Below are 20,316 nucleotides of genomic sequence, written 5' to 3' on the forward strand. Positions count from 1 at the left end.
CGCATTGGCTGCCCTTTTTTTGCGCCTGCTGTAGTAGGGTCAAGTCCCACCCTATTGCCCTGAACAATCCTGGGCGCTGCCCTAAATGAACGGGCAGCGCACCGAGCCTCCGGTCCGGCGGCACGGACGACCGGTCAGATCAAGCGGATTATAAGGGTATATAGCATACGCCAAGGCGCTACCATATGAGCGTGGAGTTCTCACATTATCAGTCCCAAAGGCAGCCCTAGTACGGACACAAAAAAGCCTCCTTCTGCAAGCAGAAGGAGGCTTTTACTGTTTCAGCGGGTTTGCGTGCTACGCTACCGGCTCGGGCTGCGCTTTGGCGGCGCGGCTAAGCTGGGGCACAACTACGGGGGCAGGCTTGTCCGGGCGGCGGCGCTGGCGCAGTGCCATAACGAAGCCCAGGCTCATCAGCAGAGTGCCGCTCCAGAGCAGATTAATAAAGGGCTTTTCTACTGCTTTCAGGATGATATAGTCCTTCTGTGTGGTGCTCACCCCGAAGGTGAACTTACCGGCCGTGGGGTCTACGGAATTGAGCGAGATGCGCAGGCCCAGGTCTTCGATTTCGTCGGGGACGCGGCCAATCATCTTGTTGCGCACCACAAACACGGGGTGCACGTGGTATTGCTTTTTCTCGCCGAACACCAGCATATCGGCCTGAATAGCCAGGTCGCCTTTCGCCAGGCCGAGGCCGGTGGTTTGCTTGGCGGGCTCCACGCCGCGGAACACGGCGAAGTAGTCGTTCAGGAAAATCGTGTCGCCGAGGGCCAGCTGGCTTTCCTTCACCTCGCTCCAGTCCTTTTCCTTGCTGGGGTCGGGCACAGAGCTGATGTGTGAGTAGATGTCGTGGTCGAGGAATTTCTTTATATCGGGCGAGGCCAGCAGGCCACCCATTTCCTCGTTCACCTGCGCACGGGGGTAGAGCGTGAACGACTCACCGGTTTCGCGCTTTTTGTACTCGACGCGGTAATACGTGTTTTCGGGCAGGATTTCCACCGTGTCGCCAGCCTTGTAGTACACTTTGTCGGCGCGCTTGATTTCAGCACGGGCCAGGGCTTTGTACTCATCAGCAGTGCGGAACAGCAGGTCCTTGTTGACGTAGCCGGGCACGCCGGGCACATCCAGATACTGGCCGGTGTAGCTCACGTCGTACTCGCCCATGGGCGTGGCATCGTTGCGCCACAGCAGCACGTTGTCGCGGTTCAGGTCTTCCGGAAACTCCTTGGAGTACACCAGTCCCGATACGTTCTTGGAAATAATGTTGGAGTAGCCGGCCGAGCCCAACACGCCAAGCAGCATGAGCGCAATGCCCAAGTGGGCCACTGCCCCGCCCGACAGCTGCACGCGGCGCAGAATCAGCTGCGAGATGATGCTAATGTTGGCCAGCACCCCAAACAAAGCCGCAGTGAGCAGCACGATATAGGTAGGCTCGATTTCGAGGCCGTTGTAGCGAAGCAGCAGAATCACCAGCGCCGAGCCCAGCAGCGTGAGGACCGTCGGCGTGCCCAGTGCATTGCTGACCGTCGACTTGTCGTTGCGCTGCCACCACATCAGCTGCGCCAGGCCCGAGAGCAGCGCAATGCCCACACCCATCCAGAGCTGAATTTTAGTGTAGTGCGCAATCTGGTCGGCGGGCAGGGCCAGGTTGGATTTGATGCCAATGAAGCCCAGGAAGGCATTGTATACCGGAATGCTGGTCGTGACAAACACCTGAAAAGCGCCCAGGCACAGCACCGTAGCCCCCACAAACACCCACAGCTCGGGGTTGTAAGTCGTCAGCTCCTTCTCCGATATCGGAATGGATTTCCAACGGTAGATGAGCAGCGCAATAGCCAGTACCACGAAGGCACCCAGGTAAATCATGAGCTGGCCGGACAGGCCCAGGTCGGTGAAGGAGTGCACGGAAGCGTTGCCGAGCACGCCCGAGCGGGTCAGGAAGGTGGCGTACAGAATCAGCAGGAAGGTGGTGATTACCAGCACGAAGCCGGTGCGCAGCGCCGTGCGGCGCTGCTGCCACAGCACCAGCGCATGAATGCCGGCTACCAGCACCAGCCACGGAATGTACACGGCATTTTCCACCGGGTCCCAGTTCCAGTACCCCCCGAAGTTCAGCGTCTCGTAGGCCCAGTAGGCGCCCATCATAATGCCGACACCCAGCACCAAACCGCCCCACAGGCTCCAGCGGAGCGCGGGCTTCACCCATTTGCTGTACTCACCCTTCCAGAGGCCGGCAATAGCAAACGCGAAGGGCACCAGCGTGAGCGCAAAGCCCAGAAACAGCGTAGGCGGGTGAATTACCATCCAGTAGTTCTGCAGCAGCGCGTTCAGGCCGGTACCGTCCGTAGGCACAAAATCAGGGTTCATCTTGAACACCGGCAGATCCACGAGGAAGTCGCGCAGCAGGATAAACGGCGACGAACCGATTTTGGCGCCGCCGAACACGACGCCCAGAATCATGGAGGTCAGGAAGAGCTGCACGCCGGCGAAAATGGCCATTACGGGAGCTTCCCAGAGCTTATTCCAGCGCATGATGGCCAGGCCCAGCACAACGTGCCAGAAAATCCAGAGCAAAAAGCTGCCCTCCTGCCCTTCCCAGAAACAGGAAATCATGTAGTACACCGGCAGGTGGTTGCTGGAGTGGCTCCAGGCGTAGTAGTACTCGTAGCGGTGCCCGTGAATGATGCCGAACAGACAGACAATAACACTCAACACAGCCACGCCGTGCAGCAGAAACGCGCCGCGCCCCAGCCGCAGCCACGCCGGATCGGCTTGGCCCAGAGGCTGGTTGCGGGCAGCCATAAAATACGAGTAGGCCGCCACTGTAGCCGCCACAAACGCTACAATTACGCTAAGGTGCCCGGCATCGCCGATGAAAGTATTGAGCATTTCTTTGGGGTTAACAATTAAAAATCAGGACAGCAGGACTGATTTCTGGACTTGACACACCTGAATCAGGCGCAGCAATCCATTTATCCGCCCTCACGCCTGACTCCTAATTAACTGAAGCCGTAGCGCCTTTGATGTCTTTCTCCACGTACTTGGAGGGGCATTTCAGCAGGATTTTGTCGGCCACGAAAATGTCTTTGCGCATGGCGCCCGTAATCACCACCTGCTCCGATTTGTCGAAGTCCTGGGGCTTGGGGTTGAAGTAGATAACCCGCTGCGCTACCCGGTTGGTATCAACCAGCGTAAAGGCGAAGTAGTTGGGGTCGAGCACAGGGTTGTACTCCAGGCCGAGGATGTTTTCCTGGCCGTCGCGGGGCAGGCGGCCTACCACGTGCACCTTGGTCAGGTTGCCATCGGCGGCGCGCTCCTTGGCCTCATTAAAGGAAACGTAGACGCTGGCGTCGCCAGCAGCACTCATGATGATGCCGATGGCCACGGCAATAACGGCAATGACGAGAATGTGGGCTTTTTTCATGGGGTTGCAACAGGTGGCCCTGGGGGCAGGGGTAGGCAGAACAACGAAAACAGGCGGAAAAATCCGCAAAACCAGAGAAGAACGGAATGATTTCTGTCAGGTCAGACGAACGGGGCCGGCGGACTAGTCTTTCAGCTCGCGCTCCAGGCGGCTGACCTTCTTGTCCAGCGAAATCAGCAGCAGCAGCAGGCCTACCAGCACCACCGCAATGACGGCCACTACCACGTAGATTTTGCCATCGGCGCGGAAGGTATCCGCCATTTCGGGCGAGTCGGCGGCGGCCTGAGCGGCGGCGCGCAGCACGGGCACTACCAGCGCCAGCAGCAGCAGAAATGCCCGGCGAAGATTAGGCAAGCTGTTTTTCATACACTTTGAGTTTGAGCAGAGAAATGCGGCTGGCAACCTGGGCCAGCCAGAACGCCAGCAGCGTCCAGCCGATGACGGCCGGATAAAACACGGCCCGCATGGCATCATCAAGGTCGTATTTGGCGAAGGCAGGGTTGCCGCCCGCGCCGGGATGCAGCGAATCGGTGAGGCGCGGCAGGATGTAGAACAACGGCATGGCCGTGGCGAAAGCAAAGATGTTGTAGATGGCCGAAACCCGGGCCCGCTGCTGCTCATCGGTGAAGGAAGAGCGCAGCACGAGGTAGGCCCCGTAAATCAGCATGGCAATGGCCGCACCGTTGAGCTTGGGGTCGTTGGTCCACCAGGTGCCCCAGGTGTATTTGGCCCAGATACTGCCCGTGGCCAGACCCACCACGCCCATCATAATCCCGATTTTGGCCGACTCATGTGACTGGATGTCCAGCTCCGGGGTAGGGTTGCGCAGGTAGCGCATGGAGTAGTACACCGAGGCAATCAGAATGAAGGTCATCCCGAACCACATGGGCACGTGGAAGTACAGGTTGCGGATGGTTTCGTTGAGAATAGCCAGCCGCGGCACCGGCACCAGCAGGCCCGCTACGCCTGTATACAGCAGCAGGATGACGGTTAGCGCTTTCCACCAGTTTTTTTTCATAAGCTGTTTGCCTTTCGCAGTTAAGCAGTTGACTAACCAGTAGTGAGGTGAAGAAGATTTTCAGGAATCAGAAGAATGCCGGCCGTCCGTAGCGGGGCTCAGGAGCGCCAGAGAAAAGGAAACAACACGTATGACACGGCCGCCACAATCATGTTCAGGGCCACCAGCGTGAGCAGGGAGCTTTGGCTGGCCTCGAATTCGAGCCCGTCCATGGCGTTTTTGGATACTTTGATGAGCAGCAGCAGCATCGGAATCATGAGCGGGAAGCCCAGCACGGCCATGAGGGTGTTGGAATTAGCCGCCTTGGCCGCAATGCCGGATACCAGCGTGAGCGTAGAAGCAAAGCCCAGGGCGCCCAGCGCCACATTGCCCACAAACAGCGGCACGTTTTGCACGGGGTTGCCCAGAATCACGAGGTATAGCCCCAGCCCGACTAATGCCAGCCCCAGCAACAATAGCGCGTTGTAGGCTATTTTGGCCAGAATCACGGCCTGGGGCCGCACCAGCGTGTAGTAGTAGAGCATGCGGCCCCGGCTTTCCTGCAGGAAGCCTTTGGCCACGGCATTCACGGCCGAGAAGAGCAGAATGATCCAGAACAGGGCGTTCCAGGCCGGCGCGGGCGGAATGCCGCCGCGCAATGAGAAGCTCAGGTAACAGACGAATACCGTGCTGCCCACGTAGAGCAGCATGCCGTTGAGAGCCGCGCGCTGCCGCCATTCGAGGCGGAAGTCTTTGAGCATCAATGTCCAAATCTCACGAAGGAGCAACACGGCAACAGGGCTGGTGAACAGGACCGCAAAGATACAACCCAACTCCGGGATTAGCAGGCCTCCGGCCAAACGCAAAAGCGCCGCAGCCTGTCAGGCCACGGCGCTCTTGTATTTATTCAGGATCGGAAGATATTTTACTCTACCAGCAGCTTGCCATTGGCCACGGCGCCGGCCTGCGTGAGGCGGTAGGCATACAGGCCCGGCGCTACCGCACGCACATCCAGCGCCACCTGTCCGCCCGCTGGCATAGCGCTACGAGTAGCTACGGCGCGGCCCAGCGCATCCAGCAGCTGCAGCTCCACGGCCCCGGTGCCCGGCACCCGGAACGTAACGCCGGCGTGCGCGGGGTTAGGATAGGCCTGCACGCCCAGCAGCGCCGGGGCCTTTGTAGCCAGCGGCTGCAGGAAGGGCTCAAACGTCACGAAGCCCAGCGCCGACTGGTCGGGCTGGTGGAAGATGTGGGTTTCGATAACGGCGGCCGAAGCCGAGCCCCAATCGTTGTTTTTGGCAGTTATGGCGTCAGGGCCGTTGTTGTAGAAGTCGTAGATCTGCCCGCCGTTGCTGTTGTTCACAAACCGGTTGCGGCCCACATCCGTGGTATCGGTGCCGCCGGGGTTGCCGAAGCTGACGGCCGGGCTGCCCACGGTGCCGGTCCGCAGAATCGTTACGCCCCACAGGTTGCCGGTCACCACGTTGCGGCTTACCACGCCGGTCTGGGTCTGGTTGCCCTGGAAGTTGAGGCCACTGCCGCCAGTCGCAGCGTTGGGGTTGGTGTTGTTGTTTTCCACGATGTTGCCCGTCACGTAGCTCGAAATGCTGGAGCCGATGACGGCAATGCCGTAGCGGTTGTTGCGCACCGTGTTCCGCCGGATAATGACCCGCGTCACCCCGCCGCCGCCCAGCAGGTTCGATACGCCAATGCCGCCGGCCATATTGGTGGCCGGGTTGCCCACCACCAGGCACCGCTCAATCAGAATGGGCTGGGCCGGGTTGCCGGTGCCCAGGTTCACCTGCGGATAATTGCCGTTTTCGGTGTCGTTGTGCCAGAAAATGCAGTCTTGGATGGTAGGCGACGTGGGGCGGTTGGACGGCGAGTTGATGCCCGCCCGGGCATTGCGCACGAAACGGCAGCGCTGCACCAGCGCCCGGTTGCCGGACAGTGCCAGCCCGGCGCTGTTGGTCAGGCGGCCGCCTACCGTGGAGAGGTTGCTGCGGAAAGTGCAGTCCGAAAATTCCACCGTGGCATCTACTACCCGCACGCCCCCACCACGCTCAATTACGGTGCGGCGCAGCACCGAGCCGTTGCTGGTGGCACTTAGCTGCATGCCCATCCAGGGAGCAGCCGTGTTCTGGGCCGTAAACACCACAGAGTCGGGCGGCGTGATACGCAGCACGCCATCCACGCTCACCAACGCGCGGTCGGCTACCCGAATGGTTTCGTTGGTCGTGATGCTGAGCGTATCGGTGGGCGCCAGCCGAATGGTGTCGGTGATGGTCCAGGTGCCGGCCATCTGCGTGACGTAGCCGCCCGAGGCCGCGGCCAGCTGCGTGAGCGTGTAGCGCTGCCCGGTGCCGGGCGTGCTGTACTGAGCTTCGGAGCGCAGTGCAGGCGTGGCCAGCCAGGTCAGCAGCAAAGCGAGTAAGGTCTTTTTCATAGCAGCAGTGTGTGAGAAATGAGAAAGGAAGGTAGCTCTACACGACGTAAAAAAGCCACCCGGGTTGCCCGGGTGGCTTTTTATGTCAGTTTATAGTTGTTGGTTGGTAGTTGGTTGTTGTCAGAACGAAACAAGCAACTACCAACCAACAACAATTAGAAGTCATACCCCAGCGTCAGGTAGAATTTCGGGCCTTTCTGCACGTAGTCTTCCTGCCCCCAGGCCAGGTCGGCCTTGCCGTAGAAGCCCAGCAGCGTGGTGCGCACCCCAAAGCCATAGCCAATCAGCATAGGATTGCGGAAGTTGATGACCGTCGCCGAAAAAGCATTGCCGACGCCGCCCACTACCTGCGTGTTGAACGAGTTGTTCTCATTGAAGGGGTTATTGCCGGAATACGCCGTGCCGGCGTCGCCGAAGGCTGTGAGCTGCAGATTGCGGAAGAAGCCCGAATAAATCGGCTTGTTCGACAGATACTGCACAATCGGCACCCGCAGCTCGGAGTTGAACAGGACGTAGCGCGGCCCCGTGCGCTTGCTGTAGTCGAAACCGCGCAGGTTGGTCACGAACTGCTGGTAGAACACTTCCGTCGGATCGTAGAACGGGCCGGAAGTATTCAGGAACTGGCCGTCCTGGTAGTCATAGTTGATCCAGTTGTCCATGCCGCCCAGCCGGAACGTCTGCTTCTGCTGCCCGATAAACTGCCCGTAGCTGGCCCGGTTAGCCCAGATAATCTGGCGGTGAATCTTCTGGTAGTGGCGCAGGTCGATGTAGATTTTCCCGAAATCCTGGCCGTTGTCGTTCAGGCTGTTGAGCTTCAGCATCCCGATTTTCATGCGGGTTCCTTCCAGCATGTTCACGCCCGTCGTCACGGCGTTGTCGAACACCAGCTCCCCGTTCACGCCCAGATACTGCCGGTCGGCATCCAGGGCCCCCGACAGCTCATCGAACACGTTGCGCGACACCGTCACGAAGCGCGGGCCGCCGCGCACGCTCAGGTTGTGCGTAAGTGGGTAAGCAATGGTGGGCGAAATGGCATGCCGGGCGTAGCGCAGCCGCCCCGCGCCCCGCACATCAAAGAAATAGGCCTGCTTATCGTAGCGGATGCTCCAGTCGTAGCGGCGCTTCAGGTTGGTGTATTCGGCGAAGATGTTGCTGGTACGCAGGTCCGTGAGGGCGAAGATGCCGCCCCGGAAACGGTGGTTTTCAAACAGGTCGGACATGTTCACCTGCGCAATCAGTCCCAGCCCCAGAAACGGGTCCGAATACAGCGACGACACCACATTGTCAATGCTGAAGCGGGTGTCGTAGTTGAAAGGGCCGGCGGGCGCCTGGGCAGCAGCCAGCGGAGCCGAAGCCACCGGCGCGGCTACTACCGGCGTGGTGCGGCTGCGGCGCGTAGACGCGGTGCGGTCGGCGGGCAAATCCTCGTCAAACTGGTAGTCGCTGGTGTTGATGGGCGTGTTGGTTGGCCGGGTTGAAGGTTGCGCAGCCTGCTGGTTCTGCGTTTCCGGAACCGTCGGAGCGGGCTCGCCGGAAGGCACTAGTATCGGCACTACCGGCGACACCACCGGCTTCGAGCGGTCTTCCAGCGTTTCCTGCCGCGCCGTTTTGGCCAGCGTCAGATTGTCGGGCAGCGCGTAATTCGGGTAGAGATACACGTAGTCGCGGCCCCGGTCGGCGGCCACAAAGCCCAGCGTGCTGCTGGCGGCGCTGTAGTCGAAGTCTTTGAGGTTGGTGCGGAAGCTGCTGATGGCCGTGCGCTGCTTGGTACGCAACGAGTAGCGGTAGGCGCTGCGGACCCCGCTTTCCTCCCCCAGATATACAATTTCCTCATCCGAAATAGCCCGCGGGCGGCCTTCGTTGGAAATCGTGCTTACCAGCGTTTCCACGGGCTGTACGCGCCCGTCGAGGTGGTACAGAAACAGGTCGTAATTGTTCACTACGCCCGCAAAGTTGCCGCGAGCAGTGCCGGCCGAATCGAGCCAACGGTTGGAGCTGAACACGATGGCGCTGCCACCGGGCAAAAACGCGGGCTGCACATCGTCGAACACGTCGTTGGTCAGCTTTTCGGGGCGCCGGCTGCCGGCCCGCAGCACGTACAGGTCGCCCTGGCCGTTAGCTACGCCCGTGAATACCAGCGACTTGCCATCGGGCGAGTAGCTCAGATCCAGCACCTGCTGAAACGGTTCGAAAATGGTGGAGCCTTTGTCGCGGCCGAACGGAAGGGCCTCGCCGAGCCGCGCAAACAGCCCGGAAGCACCGCCGTCGGCGGCCCGCAGGCGGAGCGTCATCAGGCCTTTCTCCACTTCCGCCACAGCTACCTGGCCGTTGCCGCGCCACGCTAGTACGGGCAGGCGGGTTTCAACCTGCTGGCCGGGGGTTTTGTAGCCGCCGCGGTGTATGCTGCGCCGGCCGGAACCGTCGCGGTTGGCCACCAGCACGCGGTAGCGGCCCCGGTCGTTGCTGACGTAGGCCAGCTGCTGCCCGTTGGGGCTCAGCACCGGCTGCGAATACTGGATGTTTTTGCGGTTGTTGCCGGTGAGGGCCCGCGCGTCGTCAACGTCCGTGAAAGGCGTCTGCGGCTGGGCGTTCAGCTGGCGGTAGTAGGCCAGCCAGTCGCGCAGAAACACTTTATAGGGCACATTCAGCGAGGAGCTGATGCCTACTTCCACGTCGCGGGTGATGCGCGTCAGGTTGAGAATATTCTGGACGGAAGTGTAGCCGTAACGCTCCGCAATGTAGTTCCAGAGGCTCTGGCCGGCTAGCTGCGGATTGCGCAGGAAGAACGGAGCAGTGCGGTTGCCCTCGTACTGCTGGGTCATGTCGCGCATGTAGTCGTCCATTTCCACGCTCCAGCCCTCGGCCGCATACGCCGAGGCGCCGCTCACAAACCAGTCGGGCAGCTGCAGCAGGTAGGTGCTCTGGATAACTTCCTTCAGCGAGCCGCCATACATCATGTCGTTGAGCAGCACCCGCGTTACCTGGTAGCTCAGGTCGCGCTTAAACTGCGTCTGCTGGCCCTGGAAGGCAATCTGCACCTTGCTCATACGCAGCAGGTCGGTTTCGCCGCCGGTCTGGTACTTGTCTTGGTCCAGCCCGATGTTGCTCTGCCGCAGGTCGCCGACGGAGTTGTAGAGCATCATCGTAGTTTTGGAATACGGGTAGTAGCCGACCAGCCCTGTAATGCGCTGCAGCTCCTTTTCCGCGTATTCGGCGGCGCGCCGGGCCGCTACGTCGCCGCCGCCATAATAGTAAATGTTGAAATTCTGGGTGCTGAGCAGCTGCCAGTCGAACTTTTTATACTGAATGCGGACCCGGCCAAAGGCTTCCTGCGACGTCTGGGCCTGTGCGGCTCCGCCCGCCAGCAGCAGCAGTAGCGCGGCACCCAGCACCGGACGGCGCTCTGCCCCTAACCACCGAAAAAAGGATACGTGCTTCATAGCAAAGATCAGTAAGCCAAAGGCGGCCCGCCTTGCGCCGGGCCGTCGTGTGTTCAGGATGAAAAACCGACGACTGCGGGAGCCGCCTGATACAACGCTTGGTAGCGCTTAATATTGACCTCGGGCCACAACTCCGCCTCCGGGTGTTCCAGATGGTCGGCGAGTAGGGCAGCCAACCGCGGAGCCAGCATCACGCCTTTCGAGCCGAAGCCATTGAAGATACTCACTACCGGCACTTCCGGATGCTGGCCCAGCAGCGGTTTCCGGTCGCGCACGGCGGGCCGGACTCCGGCACGCTGGTCGCGCACCACAAAGGGCAGGCTGGTGGTAGCGGCCAGGCGCTGGCTTAGCTCGGTGCGGGCGGCGAGGGTTGTGCCTTCGGCAAACGGCGGCCAGCGGTAGGTGGCTCCTACCCTGAACTGCCCTTCGCTGAGCGGCACCACATACGCACCTTTGTTGAGCACCTGCGCCGGCGAAAGGCCTGCACACTCAACATCCAGCACTTCGCCTTGGTTAGGCGTCAGGGGCAACCAATGAAAAAACGGGTTTTGTGTAGCGGCGGCACCCTCGCAGCAGACCAGCTGCCGCGCGTGCACACGCCCTGCATACGTAATTCCCGCCGGGCCGGTAACGAGTTGCTGCCAGTCAAAAGTTTCGTGCTGCAGCGTCCCATTTTTCAGCGCCTCTGCCGTGAGAGCCGCCAGCAATTCGCGCAGCCGTACGTAGCCGCCGCGCCGGATGCGCAGCCCGCCAAATTCGTTCAGCACGCCGGGCATTTCGGGTAGCTCAGCGCCCGCATCCTGCACGAAATCCTGCCAGGGCTGGTCGGCGCTGCGGGCCAGCATGGTATTCTGCTCCGCCACCGACGAAAACAGCTTCCAGATGGGCAGCTGCACGAAAAACTGCTCGTTGAAGTGCGTTTCCATTTCGCCGTAGAGCTGGCCGGCCGCCGTCAGCAGCTCGTCGGCGCGCCAGGCCAGCGCAAACCGTTTGCCGGCCACGGGGTTCATCAGGCCGGCGGCCACATTGGAGGCAGAAGAAGGATTGGACGCATCCAGCACCAGCACCCGGCGGCCGCGGCGGCGCAGCTCCCACGCCAGTGTAGCGCCGGCTATGCCGTGGCCCAGAAGCAGGTAGTCGTATTCTTGCATGATGGCTGGCAAGGTAAGCGGAAACGCGCAACAACATTCCGCGAGCTGCAAGGACTCCGATGCGCTACGGAAGGTGGCAGCGCGGCGCCTTTCCACAACAATAAGACTCGTAACTTACCACCCGGTTCCCGCCGGCCGCGGCCGGCTTTTCTTTTTTCCTCTTCGCATGACCGTTTCCGGCTTCACCTTCAACGCCTTTTCCGAAAATACCTACCTGCTGCACGATGCCACCGGCCAGTGCGTAGTGGTAGACCCCGGCTGCTACGAGCCGGCCGAGCAGCAGGCGCTGCAGCAGTTTGTGGCGGCCAACGGGCTGCAGGTAGTGCTGCTGCTAAACACACATTGCCATATCGACCACGTGTTCGGCAACCAGTTTATCGTGGACACTTATAAGGTGCCGTTCCTGATTCACGAAGCCGACCTGGCCACGCTGCGGGCCGTGCCGACATATGCTCCCAGCTACGGATTTCCGCGCTACTCCCCGGCCGAGCCCACCGGATTTCTGACGCCCGGCACGCCGGTACGCTTCGGGGAAACCGAGCTGGAAGTGCGTTTTGCGCCCGGCCACGCGCCTGGCCACGTGGTGTTCTACCATGCCCCCACCCAAACCGTTATCGGCGGCGACGTGCTGTTTCAGCAAAGCATCGGACGCACCGATTTGCCCGGCGGCGACTATGCCACGCTTATCAGCAGCATCAAAACGCAGCTGCTCACCCTACCCGATGAGGTGACGGTGTACCCCGGCCATGGCCCGGCCACTACCATCGGGGCTGAGCGCCGCTCCAATCCGTTCCTGAACTAACTTTCCGGGCTCCGGCTGGCCCGGCCTGTGCTGCACACCTTACGCCTATAAGTTTCTCAACACTTGAAAAAACACATTCCCAACGCGCTGACCTGCCTGAACCTGCTGTGCGGCTGCGTGGCCCTGAGCATTATTCTGGCGTATGATCCGGCTAAGGCCCTGGCCGCTTCTCCCGATATCTGGCACCCCTTGGTGGAGGCAGCTTACCTGGTTGGCATAGCCGCCGTAGCCGACTTTTTCGATGGGCTGGTGGCGCGGGCGCTGCACGTGTCCTCTCCTATTGGCAAAGACCTCGATTCGCTGGCTGATATGGTTTCTTTCGGAGTAGTACCGGGCGCTATTCTGTTTAAGCTGCTGCAGCAGGTTTTGCCGGCGGCGGACTTACCAGGCGTACTGGCCTATCTGGCTTTTACGGTCAGCATCTTCTCGGCGCTGCGGCTGGCCAAGTTCAACAACGATACCCGCCAGTCTGATTCCTTTATTGGCCTGCCGACGCCGGCCTGCACACTGCTGGTAGCGTCGCTTCCGCTTATTCTGGCTAACGACTCGTTCGGCGTTACCGGCATCGTCCTGAACCCGTGGGTGCTGCTGGGCCTGACCGTGCTGCTTTCGGGCCTGCTGGTGGCTGAAATCCCGCTTTTCGCTCTCAAGTTCAAGAACCTGCGCTGGCAGGACAACTCCTTGCGCTTCGTGTTTTTGCTGCTGTCGGTGGGGTTGTTAATCGGCCTGCACGCGGCTGCCATTCCGCTTATCGTGCTGCTGTACGTGCTGCTGTCGGTGCTGCGGCCATCTGTGGGATGATTTTTGCGGCCTGGCCCCACAATATTTGCCTGCTCAGGAAGTTAAACTAAACAACTGGCAATGAACCGTTGCCGGTTCTGGCTTGTTGCACTGCACCGACGGCTTTTCTGACTTCTCTATAGACCAACATCTTTATGCGCTACTTTACGCTTCTGGTGGCTTCGTGCTGTCTGTTGCTGGGTTTGTCTTCTCCGGGCTGGGCTCAGGATGGCCGCCGCTCGGTGAAGAAAGAGCTAGCCTGGGCCGGCACCGGCGAAGTTCCGGGCCCAGACCGCCGCATTCACCGGGTGCCTACGTTCCGGGGCATTCAGCATCGTAGCGGCTCCCTGCAGGGCTACGCGGTAGTCCAGGTGCCCGGCACCGTGGCAGAAGGCCAGGTACGGAATGCCGTATATGCAGCCTTTTCTCCGGCCGAGGCGGCGCTGCTCCGCGACTTTAAGCCCACAGCCGATACGGCCCCCGAGGTATTTGAGCGTACCGAGAAAGGCCAGCCTGTTACACTGGTGCTGGTACCTGCCATGCGCCGCAGCCCGCAGAGCGGGCAGGTAGAAAAGCTAATTTCCTTTGAGTACAGCTACATTTCTGGCCCGCCTGTGGTGCGACGGGGCCAGCAAATTACGTATGCATCCCGCTCGGTGCTTGCTTCCGGCACCTGGTATAAAGTAGGTGTCGACCGGAGCGGCATCTTCAAGCTCGACCGGAGCACGCTGGCTTCGATGGGCTTTGACGTGCAGAGCCTCGACCCCAGCCGCCTGCAGATTTTCGGCAACGCCACCGGCATGTTGCCGCAAGCCATCAGCACGCGCCGCCCCGACGACCTGGTGGAAAACGCCGTGTACTTCTCCGGCGACAACAACGACAGGCTAGATGCCAACGAGTATTTCCTGTTCTACGCCCGGGGGCCGCACGTGTGGGAGCCCGAAACAACGCCCAATGCCCGCCGTTTCCGCCACGTTCAGAATATCTACTCCGATACGGCTTACTATTTCGTAACGCTGGCCGCGCCGCCGCGCACGGGCCGCCGGATAACTGCCGCCCCGAGCGCTGGGGCGGCTAACTCGCCTGCTATTTCGCAGTACACAGCCCGCTGGTTCTGGGAGCGGGAACTGGTGAACCTGGCTAAATCGGGCCGGGTGTGGCTGGGCGAAGGATTCAACCCCGGTGCGCCACAGTTTTTTGATACTGGCCTCACTGACCTTGTGCCGGGCTCTGCGGTGCAGATTACCTCTTCGGTGGCCGGCACCACTAACTCCACCGACTCACACTTCTTCCGCCTTACGGCCAACGGCACCGCTCTGCCGGTACAGTTGCTGCCTGGAATTTCGGACTGGGACCACCCGGAGTACGCCGCTACCAGCCTCCAGACTTTCTCCGTGATACCGGCGGCCAGCACTTCGGCCCTGAATATTGGCCTCACGTATTCGGGTGGCTCCACGGCCAAAGGCTACCTGGACTATCTGGAAGTGCACGCGGAACGCCCTCTGCGGCTAACTGGCCCGGAGCTTGAATTCCGCTCTTTCAACAACCTGCGCGCCGGGGCGGTCAGCCCGTTTGTGCTGGCTGGCGCTGCTGCAACCACCCAAGTGTGGGAAGTAACGAACCCACGCCGCCCTCTTTCCTATGCGCTAGGCAGTGGCGGCACTTTCGTTGCTTCTACCGATTCGCTGCGGGAGTTTGTGGCATTGAATCCCGCCGGCTCCTTTCCGGCGCCTCGTAGCTTCGGGCGGGTGGCCAACCAGGACCTGCATGGCACCCTGAACCCGGGCCGCGACCTGGATATGGTGATTGTGACGCACCCGATGTTTCGCACGGAAGCGCAGCGCCTCGCCAACTGGCGCACCACGCACGATGGGCTGAAAGTAGCCGTCGTGACGACCACACAGGTGTACAACGAATTTGGTGGCGGTAGTCAGGACGTATCGGCTATCCGCGACATGATGAAGATGGTGTACGACCAGCGCGATACCCCCAGCCGCAACCAGTATCTGCTGCTCTTTGGCGATGCGTCCTACGACTACAAATCGAAGCCCAGCAACCTCAACAACCTTGCGAACCTACCCACCGACTGGTGGTCAAAACGTTCTCCCGGCAGAGCCGATGCCATTGCGCAGAACTACGTTCCAACCTATGAGTCAAGAGAGTCGTTTGCGCCGATTTATGGCCGCACCAATGGCTATGGTCCTCAGACTTTCTGTTCCGACGACTACTTTGGCATTCTGGATGAAAGTGAAGGTGAATGGAGCGAAGGCGGCGGCCCAGGGGAGCTGATGGATGTAGCCGTAGGCCGCCTGCCAGTACGGGCACTTCCGGACAATCCCTATTCTGCGGCTCAGGCAACGGAAATAGTCAACAAGCTTATTGCCTACGACTCGCGGCCGGCTACCGGCAAATGGCGCAACCGCGTCACCTTTGTCGCCGACGACCAGGATGGCAGCTTGCACGTCACGTCTGCCGCTGAGCCATTTTCAGCCCGGATAGAGCGTCATAATCCAGCTTTCAACATTCGCAAAGTTTACCTGGATATGTACCCGCAGGTGAATGCCGCCGGTGGTGAAAAGTCGCCGGACTGCAACCGCGCCGTGGATGAATCGTTCGAGCAGGGCTCCCTCATTATCAACTACAATGGGCACGGCGGGCCAACCAGCCTGGCGCAGGAGGAGATTCTGACTAAAGCTACAGTCACGAATCTGCGTAACCGCGACAAGCTCGCCTTCATGGTAACCGGCACCTGCGACTTCAGCACCTACGATGACCCTGAACGCACCTCGGCCGGCGAAATGCTGTTCACCGATACACAGGCCGGAGCTATAGGCCTCTATACCACTACTCGCCTGGTCTTCAGTACCTCCGCTCCTGAGCTCGTTCCCCCTTTCTTAGATTCTGTTCTCACTCTGCGTAGTGGATTACCTACGCGGCTAGGAGACGCCACTCGCTTCTCCAAAAATGAAGGAGCAAGCGTCCTCAACCGCAACTATGTGCTCCTCGGCGACCCTAGCGCCCGCCTTGCCCGCCCGGACGTAGCCATGGTCCTCGACTCCATTAACGGCAAGCCAGCAACGACTACCAGCATCGACACCCTGAGGGCGCTGGCTGTTGTCCGGCTTTCCGGTTCGGTACGCACCACAACCACCGAAACTTCCCCTGTCAATACGGCCTTTTCCGGTTTGGCTCAGGTAACGGTCTATGAGAAACCCTCTACCGTCCGTACGCTGGCTACTTCCCCTGATGATATCCAGCTGAATATCCCGGTGCAGGAAAACGTGATTTACGACGGGCAGGCTACCGTCACGAACGGCCGCTTCACGGTGCAGTTTGTAGTGCCACGCGACATCAACTACAACGTAGGCCTGGGCAAGGTCAGCCTGTACGCCGCTAACAACTCCGGGACGGTCATTGATGCGCACGGCTACCGCAGCGTGCCCGTAGGCGACGCCAGCACCGTTACGCAGGCTGACACGATTCCGCCCCGTATCACGCTGTTCATGGACAATGAGAAGTTCGTTTTCGGGGGCCTCACCAGCCCTAGCCCCACACTTATTGCCCAGCTGTTTGATGAAAGCGGCATCAACACCACCGGCTCAGGCATCGGCCACGAAATCACGGCTACGCTCGACAACGACCCAACCCAACTCACGGTGCTCAACTCGTTCTACACTGCCAAAACCGATAATTTCAAGGAAGGCACCGTCAACTACGGTTTTAAAGACCTGAGCACCGGCCCGCACGTGCTGCATCTGAAAGCCTGGGATACCTACAACAACTCAGCCGTCCGCGACATCGAGTTCATTGCCGCCACCACCGACAAGCTGGCGCTGAGCCATGTGCTGAACTACCCGAACCCCTTCGCCTCCAACACCACTTTCCACTTCGACCACAACCGCCCGAACGACGTGCTGGACGTGCAGGTCCAGATCTTCACGGTATCGGGCCGGCTGGTTCGCACGCTGCAAACCACCGTCAGCAGTGGCGCCTCACACGTGCCCGCCAACTACAACGATGGCACGCTTTCCTGGAATGGCCGCGACGAATTCAACGACCAGTTAGCCCGTGGCGTGTATGTGTACCGCGTCAGCGTCCGTTCCCAAAACGACAAGTCGACTACCTCCAAATTCGAAAAACTGGTCATTCTGAACTAATAAGGCTTTTTTCGCCTACCTTCCTTGTTCCTCACCTACCCTTCTCTATGACCCCTCTGAAACTGCCCGTGCGCTTTGCGTTGCTTTCCGGATGTATCGGTTTTCCGTTGTTGGCTACTGCCCAGACCGACCCGAACACGCTCACCACGGCCGTTCCCATCCTTACCATCAGCCCTGACTCACGGGCAGCCGCGCTCGGTGAGGCTGGAGTAGCAACCTCGCCTGACGCCAACGCCGGCTACCACAACGCCGGCAAGCTGGGCTTCATCAATACGCAGTACAGCGTGTCGCCCTCGTACTCGCCGTGGCTGCGCAGCGTCACCGACGACATGGGGCTGGCTTACCTTTCCGGTGTCGCCAAAATCGGGCAGCGTTCCGCCATTTCGGCTTCGCTGATGTACTTCGACCTCGGCACCATTTCTTACCGTGACGATTTCAACGTATCAAAAGGCGACTACAATCCTAAGGAATATGCCTTCAGCGTAGCCTACGGGCAGAAACTGACTGACAACTTCGGGGTAGGCGTAGCGGCCCGCTACATCCGCTCCAACCTTACCGGCAACAGCAGCGGCTCCGACTCACGTCCCGGCAACGCGGCCGCCGTCGACCTGGGGGCCTACTACAACAAGGACCTGTCCATCGGGGCGTCGGATTATAACCTGGGCCTGGGGGCTACTATCACCAACATCGGCAACAAAATCACCTACACCAACGCCAACCAGGCTGACTTCCTGCCAACGCGTTTGAAGCTGGGGTTTGCTTTCACACGGGAGCTGGACGCCTACAACAGACTGACACTGACAGTTGACGGCGCCAAGCTGCTTACACCCACTCCTTATTATGAGGAGGGAGCACTGGCCTCTGATGCTGATTACATACGCCGCAGAGATGCTGAAAACCTGAGCCGCCGCAACAAAGGCGTAGTAGGCGCAGCCCTGGGCTCCTTCAGCGACGCTCCTGGAGGCTTCAGCGAGGAGTTAAAAGAAATCAATATCTCATCGGGCGTAGAGTATACCTACAACGACCTGCTGATGGCCCGCGTTGGCTATTTCTACGAGTCGCCCGTAAAAGGGAACCGGCAATACCTCAGCTTCGGCCTTGGCGTGCGCTATCAGGTGTTCGGTGTCGATGGCGCTTACCTGGTGCCCAACTCCCGCGCTAATCCGCTGGCCCAAACCATTCGGGTATCGTTGCACTTTAACTTCAACAAACTCGAAGAAGCCTTCGGCGACGGAAACTCCGACGCCCCTATCAACTAATTTTCCCCTGATGCTCGACCGTCAAGTCGCTCCTCCCGTTCAGCCGCTGGCCAGTGTAACGCTGCCCGCGGCTGACGTGTTTTCGCTCCCTAACGGAGCCCGACTCCATATTCTCCGCAATGAGGCGCAGCCCGTGGTACGGCTGCAGGTAGTATTTAAAGCCGGCAAATGGTACGAGCCTGCGCCTGGCATTTCACTGCTCACGGCCCGTATGATGTTGGAAGGCACTGCCACGCGCACCGCCCGCCAGATAGCTGATGAAGTAGCCTTCTACGGCGCTTCCCTCGAATGTGAGCAGGGCTTCGATAGAGCTACCCTCACTCTGTATTGCCTGACGCGCCATTTGCCAAAGCTGCTTCCGCTGGTACAGGACGTAATAACCGCCTCTACCTTCCCAGCTCCTGAACTGGAGCAACTCAAGACCCGCACCATCCAGAATGTGCGAGTGGAGCGGCAAAAGACCAGCTACCTGGCTTCCGAGCGGTTCTCCCGCAACCTGTACGGCACGCAGTACCCATACGGCAACGTATTCGATGAGCATAGCTTTGCGCGGCTTCCGAAGTCGGCCGTTGAAGCATATTATCTGAGCAACTATTCTCTTAGTCAGGCAGAAATTTTCCTCTGCGGTGATATTCCTCACGAGCATGAGGCTTTGGTATCAGAGCTTCTCGGCCAGCCTTCGCACAGCAGTGCACCGCCGGCTCCTACCCATCTTTCAGCAGACCCCGTAACGGGTCCCACCCACGATTATGTATCCGTGTCTGATAGTCTTCAGGCATCATTACGTATCGGACGGCTGTGGCCTACGCCAAGCCACCCTTCCGGCCACCAGTTGCAGGTTTTGGTGAAAGTGCTGGGCGGCTACTTTGGATCACGCCTGATGAAGAACATCCGGGAAGACAAAGGTTTTACCTACGGCATCTACTCCAGTACCAGTCCCCGGGAACACGCCAGTTCGTTCATCATCGGCACCGATGTAAACGCCAACAGCGCAGATGCAGCTATTCAGGAAATTCATCATGAGTTACGTCAACTGCAAAACGAACTGATTCCAGATGATGAGTTGCAAACCGTCAAAAACTATATGACTGGTAAGTTTGCCAACGAAATCAGTACGGTATTCGAGCAGTGCGACAAGTACAAAAGCATAGTCTTCTTTGGCTTGCCCTTAGATTATTACAGCACCTTTATCGAGCAAGTCAATCACACTACCCCTCAACAGCTGCTTGCTCTTGCGCAGGAGTATTTGTCTCCTACCTCAATGATTGAGGTAGTATCTGGGCCCAAGTCCTGATATCACCCTCAGCTACACGTATCACAAAAAGGGCTGCCGTTGCATAACGGCAGCCCTTTTTGTGATACGTGTAATTTTGTAGAAAGCTCTAGTCACATTACTGCAGCTGCCACTTACACAGTAGTATTCAGCCTTCCCCACCGTGCCCTCCCACCGGCGGCGTGGGGGGGGTATTATGCAGCGCGGCCCCCGCCGCGTGCTACCCGGGGAGGGAAGCAACGCAGCGGGGGCCGCAGCACGTAGACAGTAAGGTTGGCGGCGACCGACTCTCCCACCGGTGAAGGCAGTACCATAGGCGCTCCGGGGCTTAACGACTCTGTTCGGAATGGGAAGAGGTGAACACCCGGGCTAAAGCCACCATTACTGGTGCAGTACCTGCTTGCCAGGAGCACGCAGTACTGTCAAAACGTTGACGCAAGGACAAGAAAGAAAACGGGAAGAGGTGAGCGGTGTACTACAGAAGCGTTCGAGTCATTAGTATCCCTCGGCTGTGCCATTTCGGACTCTACACCTAGGACCTATCAACGTCGTGGTCTCCGACGACTCTTATTATCGGATATCTCATC

Annotated in this window: 12 protein-coding genes, 2 rRNA genes and 1 pseudogene; 5 read left to right on the forward strand and 10 right to left on the reverse strand. The window is 59.6% G+C overall.

The genetic code is table 11. The features are described from left to right. Positions 1–297 precede the first annotated feature (297 nt). The 8 genes and pseudogenes from ccsA to BUE15_RS11715 form a co-directional block, all read right to left on the reverse strand. The gene (gene ccsA, locus BUE15_RS11680) at positions 298–2,889 is read right to left on the reverse strand and encodes a cytochrome c biogenesis protein CcsA (protein ID WP_073284946.1); all 2,592 of its coding nucleotides are present in this window, start codon (positions 2,887–2,889) and stop codon (positions 298–300) included. A 106-nt stretch (positions 2,890–2,995) separates the two neighbouring features. After that, a complete protein-coding gene (locus tag BUE15_RS11685; RefSeq protein ID WP_073284949.1) occupies positions 2,996–3,424 on the reverse strand; it encodes a cytochrome c maturation protein CcmE domain-containing protein in 429 nt (142 codons plus the stop codon). A gap of 123 nt (positions 3,425–3,547) precedes the next feature. After that, positions 3,548–3,790 carry a CcmD family protein gene (locus BUE15_RS11690; protein ID WP_073284952.1) on the reverse strand — a complete coding sequence of 81 codons (243 nt, stop codon included), beginning with the start codon at positions 3,788–3,790 and terminating at the stop codon, positions 3,548–3,550. Next, positions 3,771–4,451, reverse strand: a pseudogene (locus BUE15_RS11695) (cytochrome c biogenesis protein); the annotation flags it as partial. The gene BUE15_RS11690 and the pseudogene BUE15_RS11695, both read right to left, overlap by 20 nt. Before the next feature lie 89 nt (positions 4,452–4,540). Continuing rightward, entirely contained in the window at positions 4,541–5,182 is a 642-nt protein-coding gene (locus tag BUE15_RS11700; protein ID WP_073284957.1) for a heme exporter protein CcmB, read from the reverse strand. 164 nt (positions 5,183–5,346) lie between these two features. After that, a complete protein-coding gene (locus BUE15_RS11705; protein WP_073284959.1) occupies positions 5,347–6,867 on the reverse strand; it encodes a T9SS type A sorting domain-containing protein in 1,521 nt (506 codons plus the stop codon). Between the two features lie 155 nt (positions 6,868–7,022). Further along, a complete protein-coding gene (locus BUE15_RS11710) occupies positions 7,023–10,307 on the reverse strand; it encodes a TolB-like translocation protein (protein ID WP_139252239.1) in 3,285 nt (1,094 codons plus the stop codon). Positions 10,308–10,360: 53 nt separating this feature from the next. Next, positions 10,361–11,458 carry an NAD(P)/FAD-dependent oxidoreductase gene (locus BUE15_RS11715; protein WP_073284961.1) on the reverse strand — a complete coding sequence of 366 codons (1,098 nt, stop codon included), beginning with the start codon at positions 11,456–11,458 and terminating at the stop codon, positions 10,361–10,363. 166 nt (positions 11,459–11,624) lie between these two features. On the opposite strand from BUE15_RS11715, the gene BUE15_RS11720 reads away from it, so the two are divergent. From BUE15_RS11720 to BUE15_RS11740, 5 genes are all read left to right on the forward strand, one after another. Further along, complete coding sequence (locus BUE15_RS11720; protein ID WP_073284963.1) at positions 11,625–12,260, forward strand: MBL fold metallo-hydrolase; 636 nt, start codon at positions 11,625–11,627, stop codon at positions 12,258–12,260. A gap of 63 nt (positions 12,261–12,323) precedes the next feature. After that, positions 12,324–13,061, forward strand: coding sequence for a CDP-alcohol phosphatidyltransferase family protein (locus tag BUE15_RS11725; RefSeq protein ID WP_073284965.1), 738 nt, complete (start codon positions 12,324–12,326; stop codon positions 13,059–13,061). Between the two features lie 134 nt (positions 13,062–13,195). Then, on the forward strand, positions 13,196–17,197 hold the full coding sequence (gene porU, locus BUE15_RS11730) for a type IX secretion system sortase PorU (RefSeq protein ID WP_073284968.1): 4,002 nt from the start codon (positions 13,196–13,198) through the stop codon (positions 17,195–17,197). 47 nt (positions 17,198–17,244) lie between these two features. Continuing rightward, positions 17,245–18,456 (forward strand): type IX secretion system outer membrane channel protein PorV, encoded by a 1,212-nt coding sequence (gene porV, locus BUE15_RS11735; protein ID WP_139252240.1) that lies wholly within the window; start codon positions 17,245–17,247, stop codon positions 18,454–18,456. A gap of 10 nt (positions 18,457–18,466) precedes the next feature. Continuing rightward, entirely contained in the window at positions 18,467–19,750 is a 1,284-nt protein-coding gene (locus BUE15_RS11740; RefSeq protein WP_073284971.1) for a M16 family metallopeptidase, read from the forward strand. Positions 19,751–20,000: 250 nt separating this feature from the next. On the opposite strand, the gene rrf is transcribed toward BUE15_RS11740, so the two are convergent. Next, positions 20,001–20,112, reverse strand: a 5S ribosomal RNA gene (rrf, locus tag BUE15_RS11745). Positions 20,113–20,203: 91 nt separating this feature from the next. Then, a 23S ribosomal RNA gene (locus tag BUE15_RS11750) occupies positions 20,204–20,316 on the reverse strand; the annotation flags it as partial.

Source organism: Hymenobacter psychrotolerans DSM 18569 (genome assembly GCF_900142395.1).
Classification (GTDB): domain Bacteria; phylum Bacteroidota; class Bacteroidia; order Cytophagales; family Hymenobacteraceae; genus Hymenobacter; species Hymenobacter psychrotolerans.

Excerpts from the sequence above, each read along its gene's own strand:
- ccsA (WP_073284946.1), bottom strand. The coding sequence starts at position 2,889 with ATGCTCAATACTTTCATCGGCGATGCCGGGCACCTTAGCGTAATTGTA.
- BUE15_RS11685 (WP_073284949.1), bottom strand. The coding sequence starts at position 3,424 with ATGAAAAAAGCCCACATTCTCGTCATTGCCGTTATTGCCGTGGCCATC.
- BUE15_RS11690 (WP_073284952.1), bottom strand. The coding sequence starts at position 3,790 with ATGAAAAACAGCTTGCCTAATCTTCGCCGGGCATTTCTGCTGCTGCTG.
- BUE15_RS11700 (WP_073284957.1), bottom strand. The coding sequence starts at position 5,182 with ATGCTCAAAGACTTCCGCCTCGAATGGCGGCAGCGCGCGGCTCTCAAC.
- BUE15_RS11705 (WP_073284959.1), bottom strand. The coding sequence starts at position 6,867 with ATGAAAAAGACCTTACTCGCTTTGCTGCTGACCTGGCTGGCCACGCCT.
- BUE15_RS11710 (WP_139252239.1), bottom strand. The coding sequence starts at position 10,307 with ATGAAGCACGTATCCTTTTTTCGGTGGTTAGGGGCAGAGCGCCGTCCG.
- BUE15_RS11715 (WP_073284961.1), bottom strand. The coding sequence starts at position 11,458 with ATGCAAGAATACGACTACCTGCTTCTGGGCCACGGCATAGCCGGCGCT.
- BUE15_RS11720 (WP_073284963.1), top strand. The coding sequence starts at position 11,625 with ATGACCGTTTCCGGCTTCACCTTCAACGCCTTTTCCGAAAATACCTAC.
- porU (WP_073284968.1), top strand. The coding sequence starts at position 13,196 with ATGCGCTACTTTACGCTTCTGGTGGCTTCGTGCTGTCTGTTGCTGGGT.
- porV (WP_139252240.1), top strand. The coding sequence starts at position 17,245 with ATGACCCCTCTGAAACTGCCCGTGCGCTTTGCGTTGCTTTCCGGATGT.
- BUE15_RS11740 (WP_073284971.1), top strand. The coding sequence starts at position 18,467 with ATGCTCGACCGTCAAGTCGCTCCTCCCGTTCAGCCGCTGGCCAGTGTA.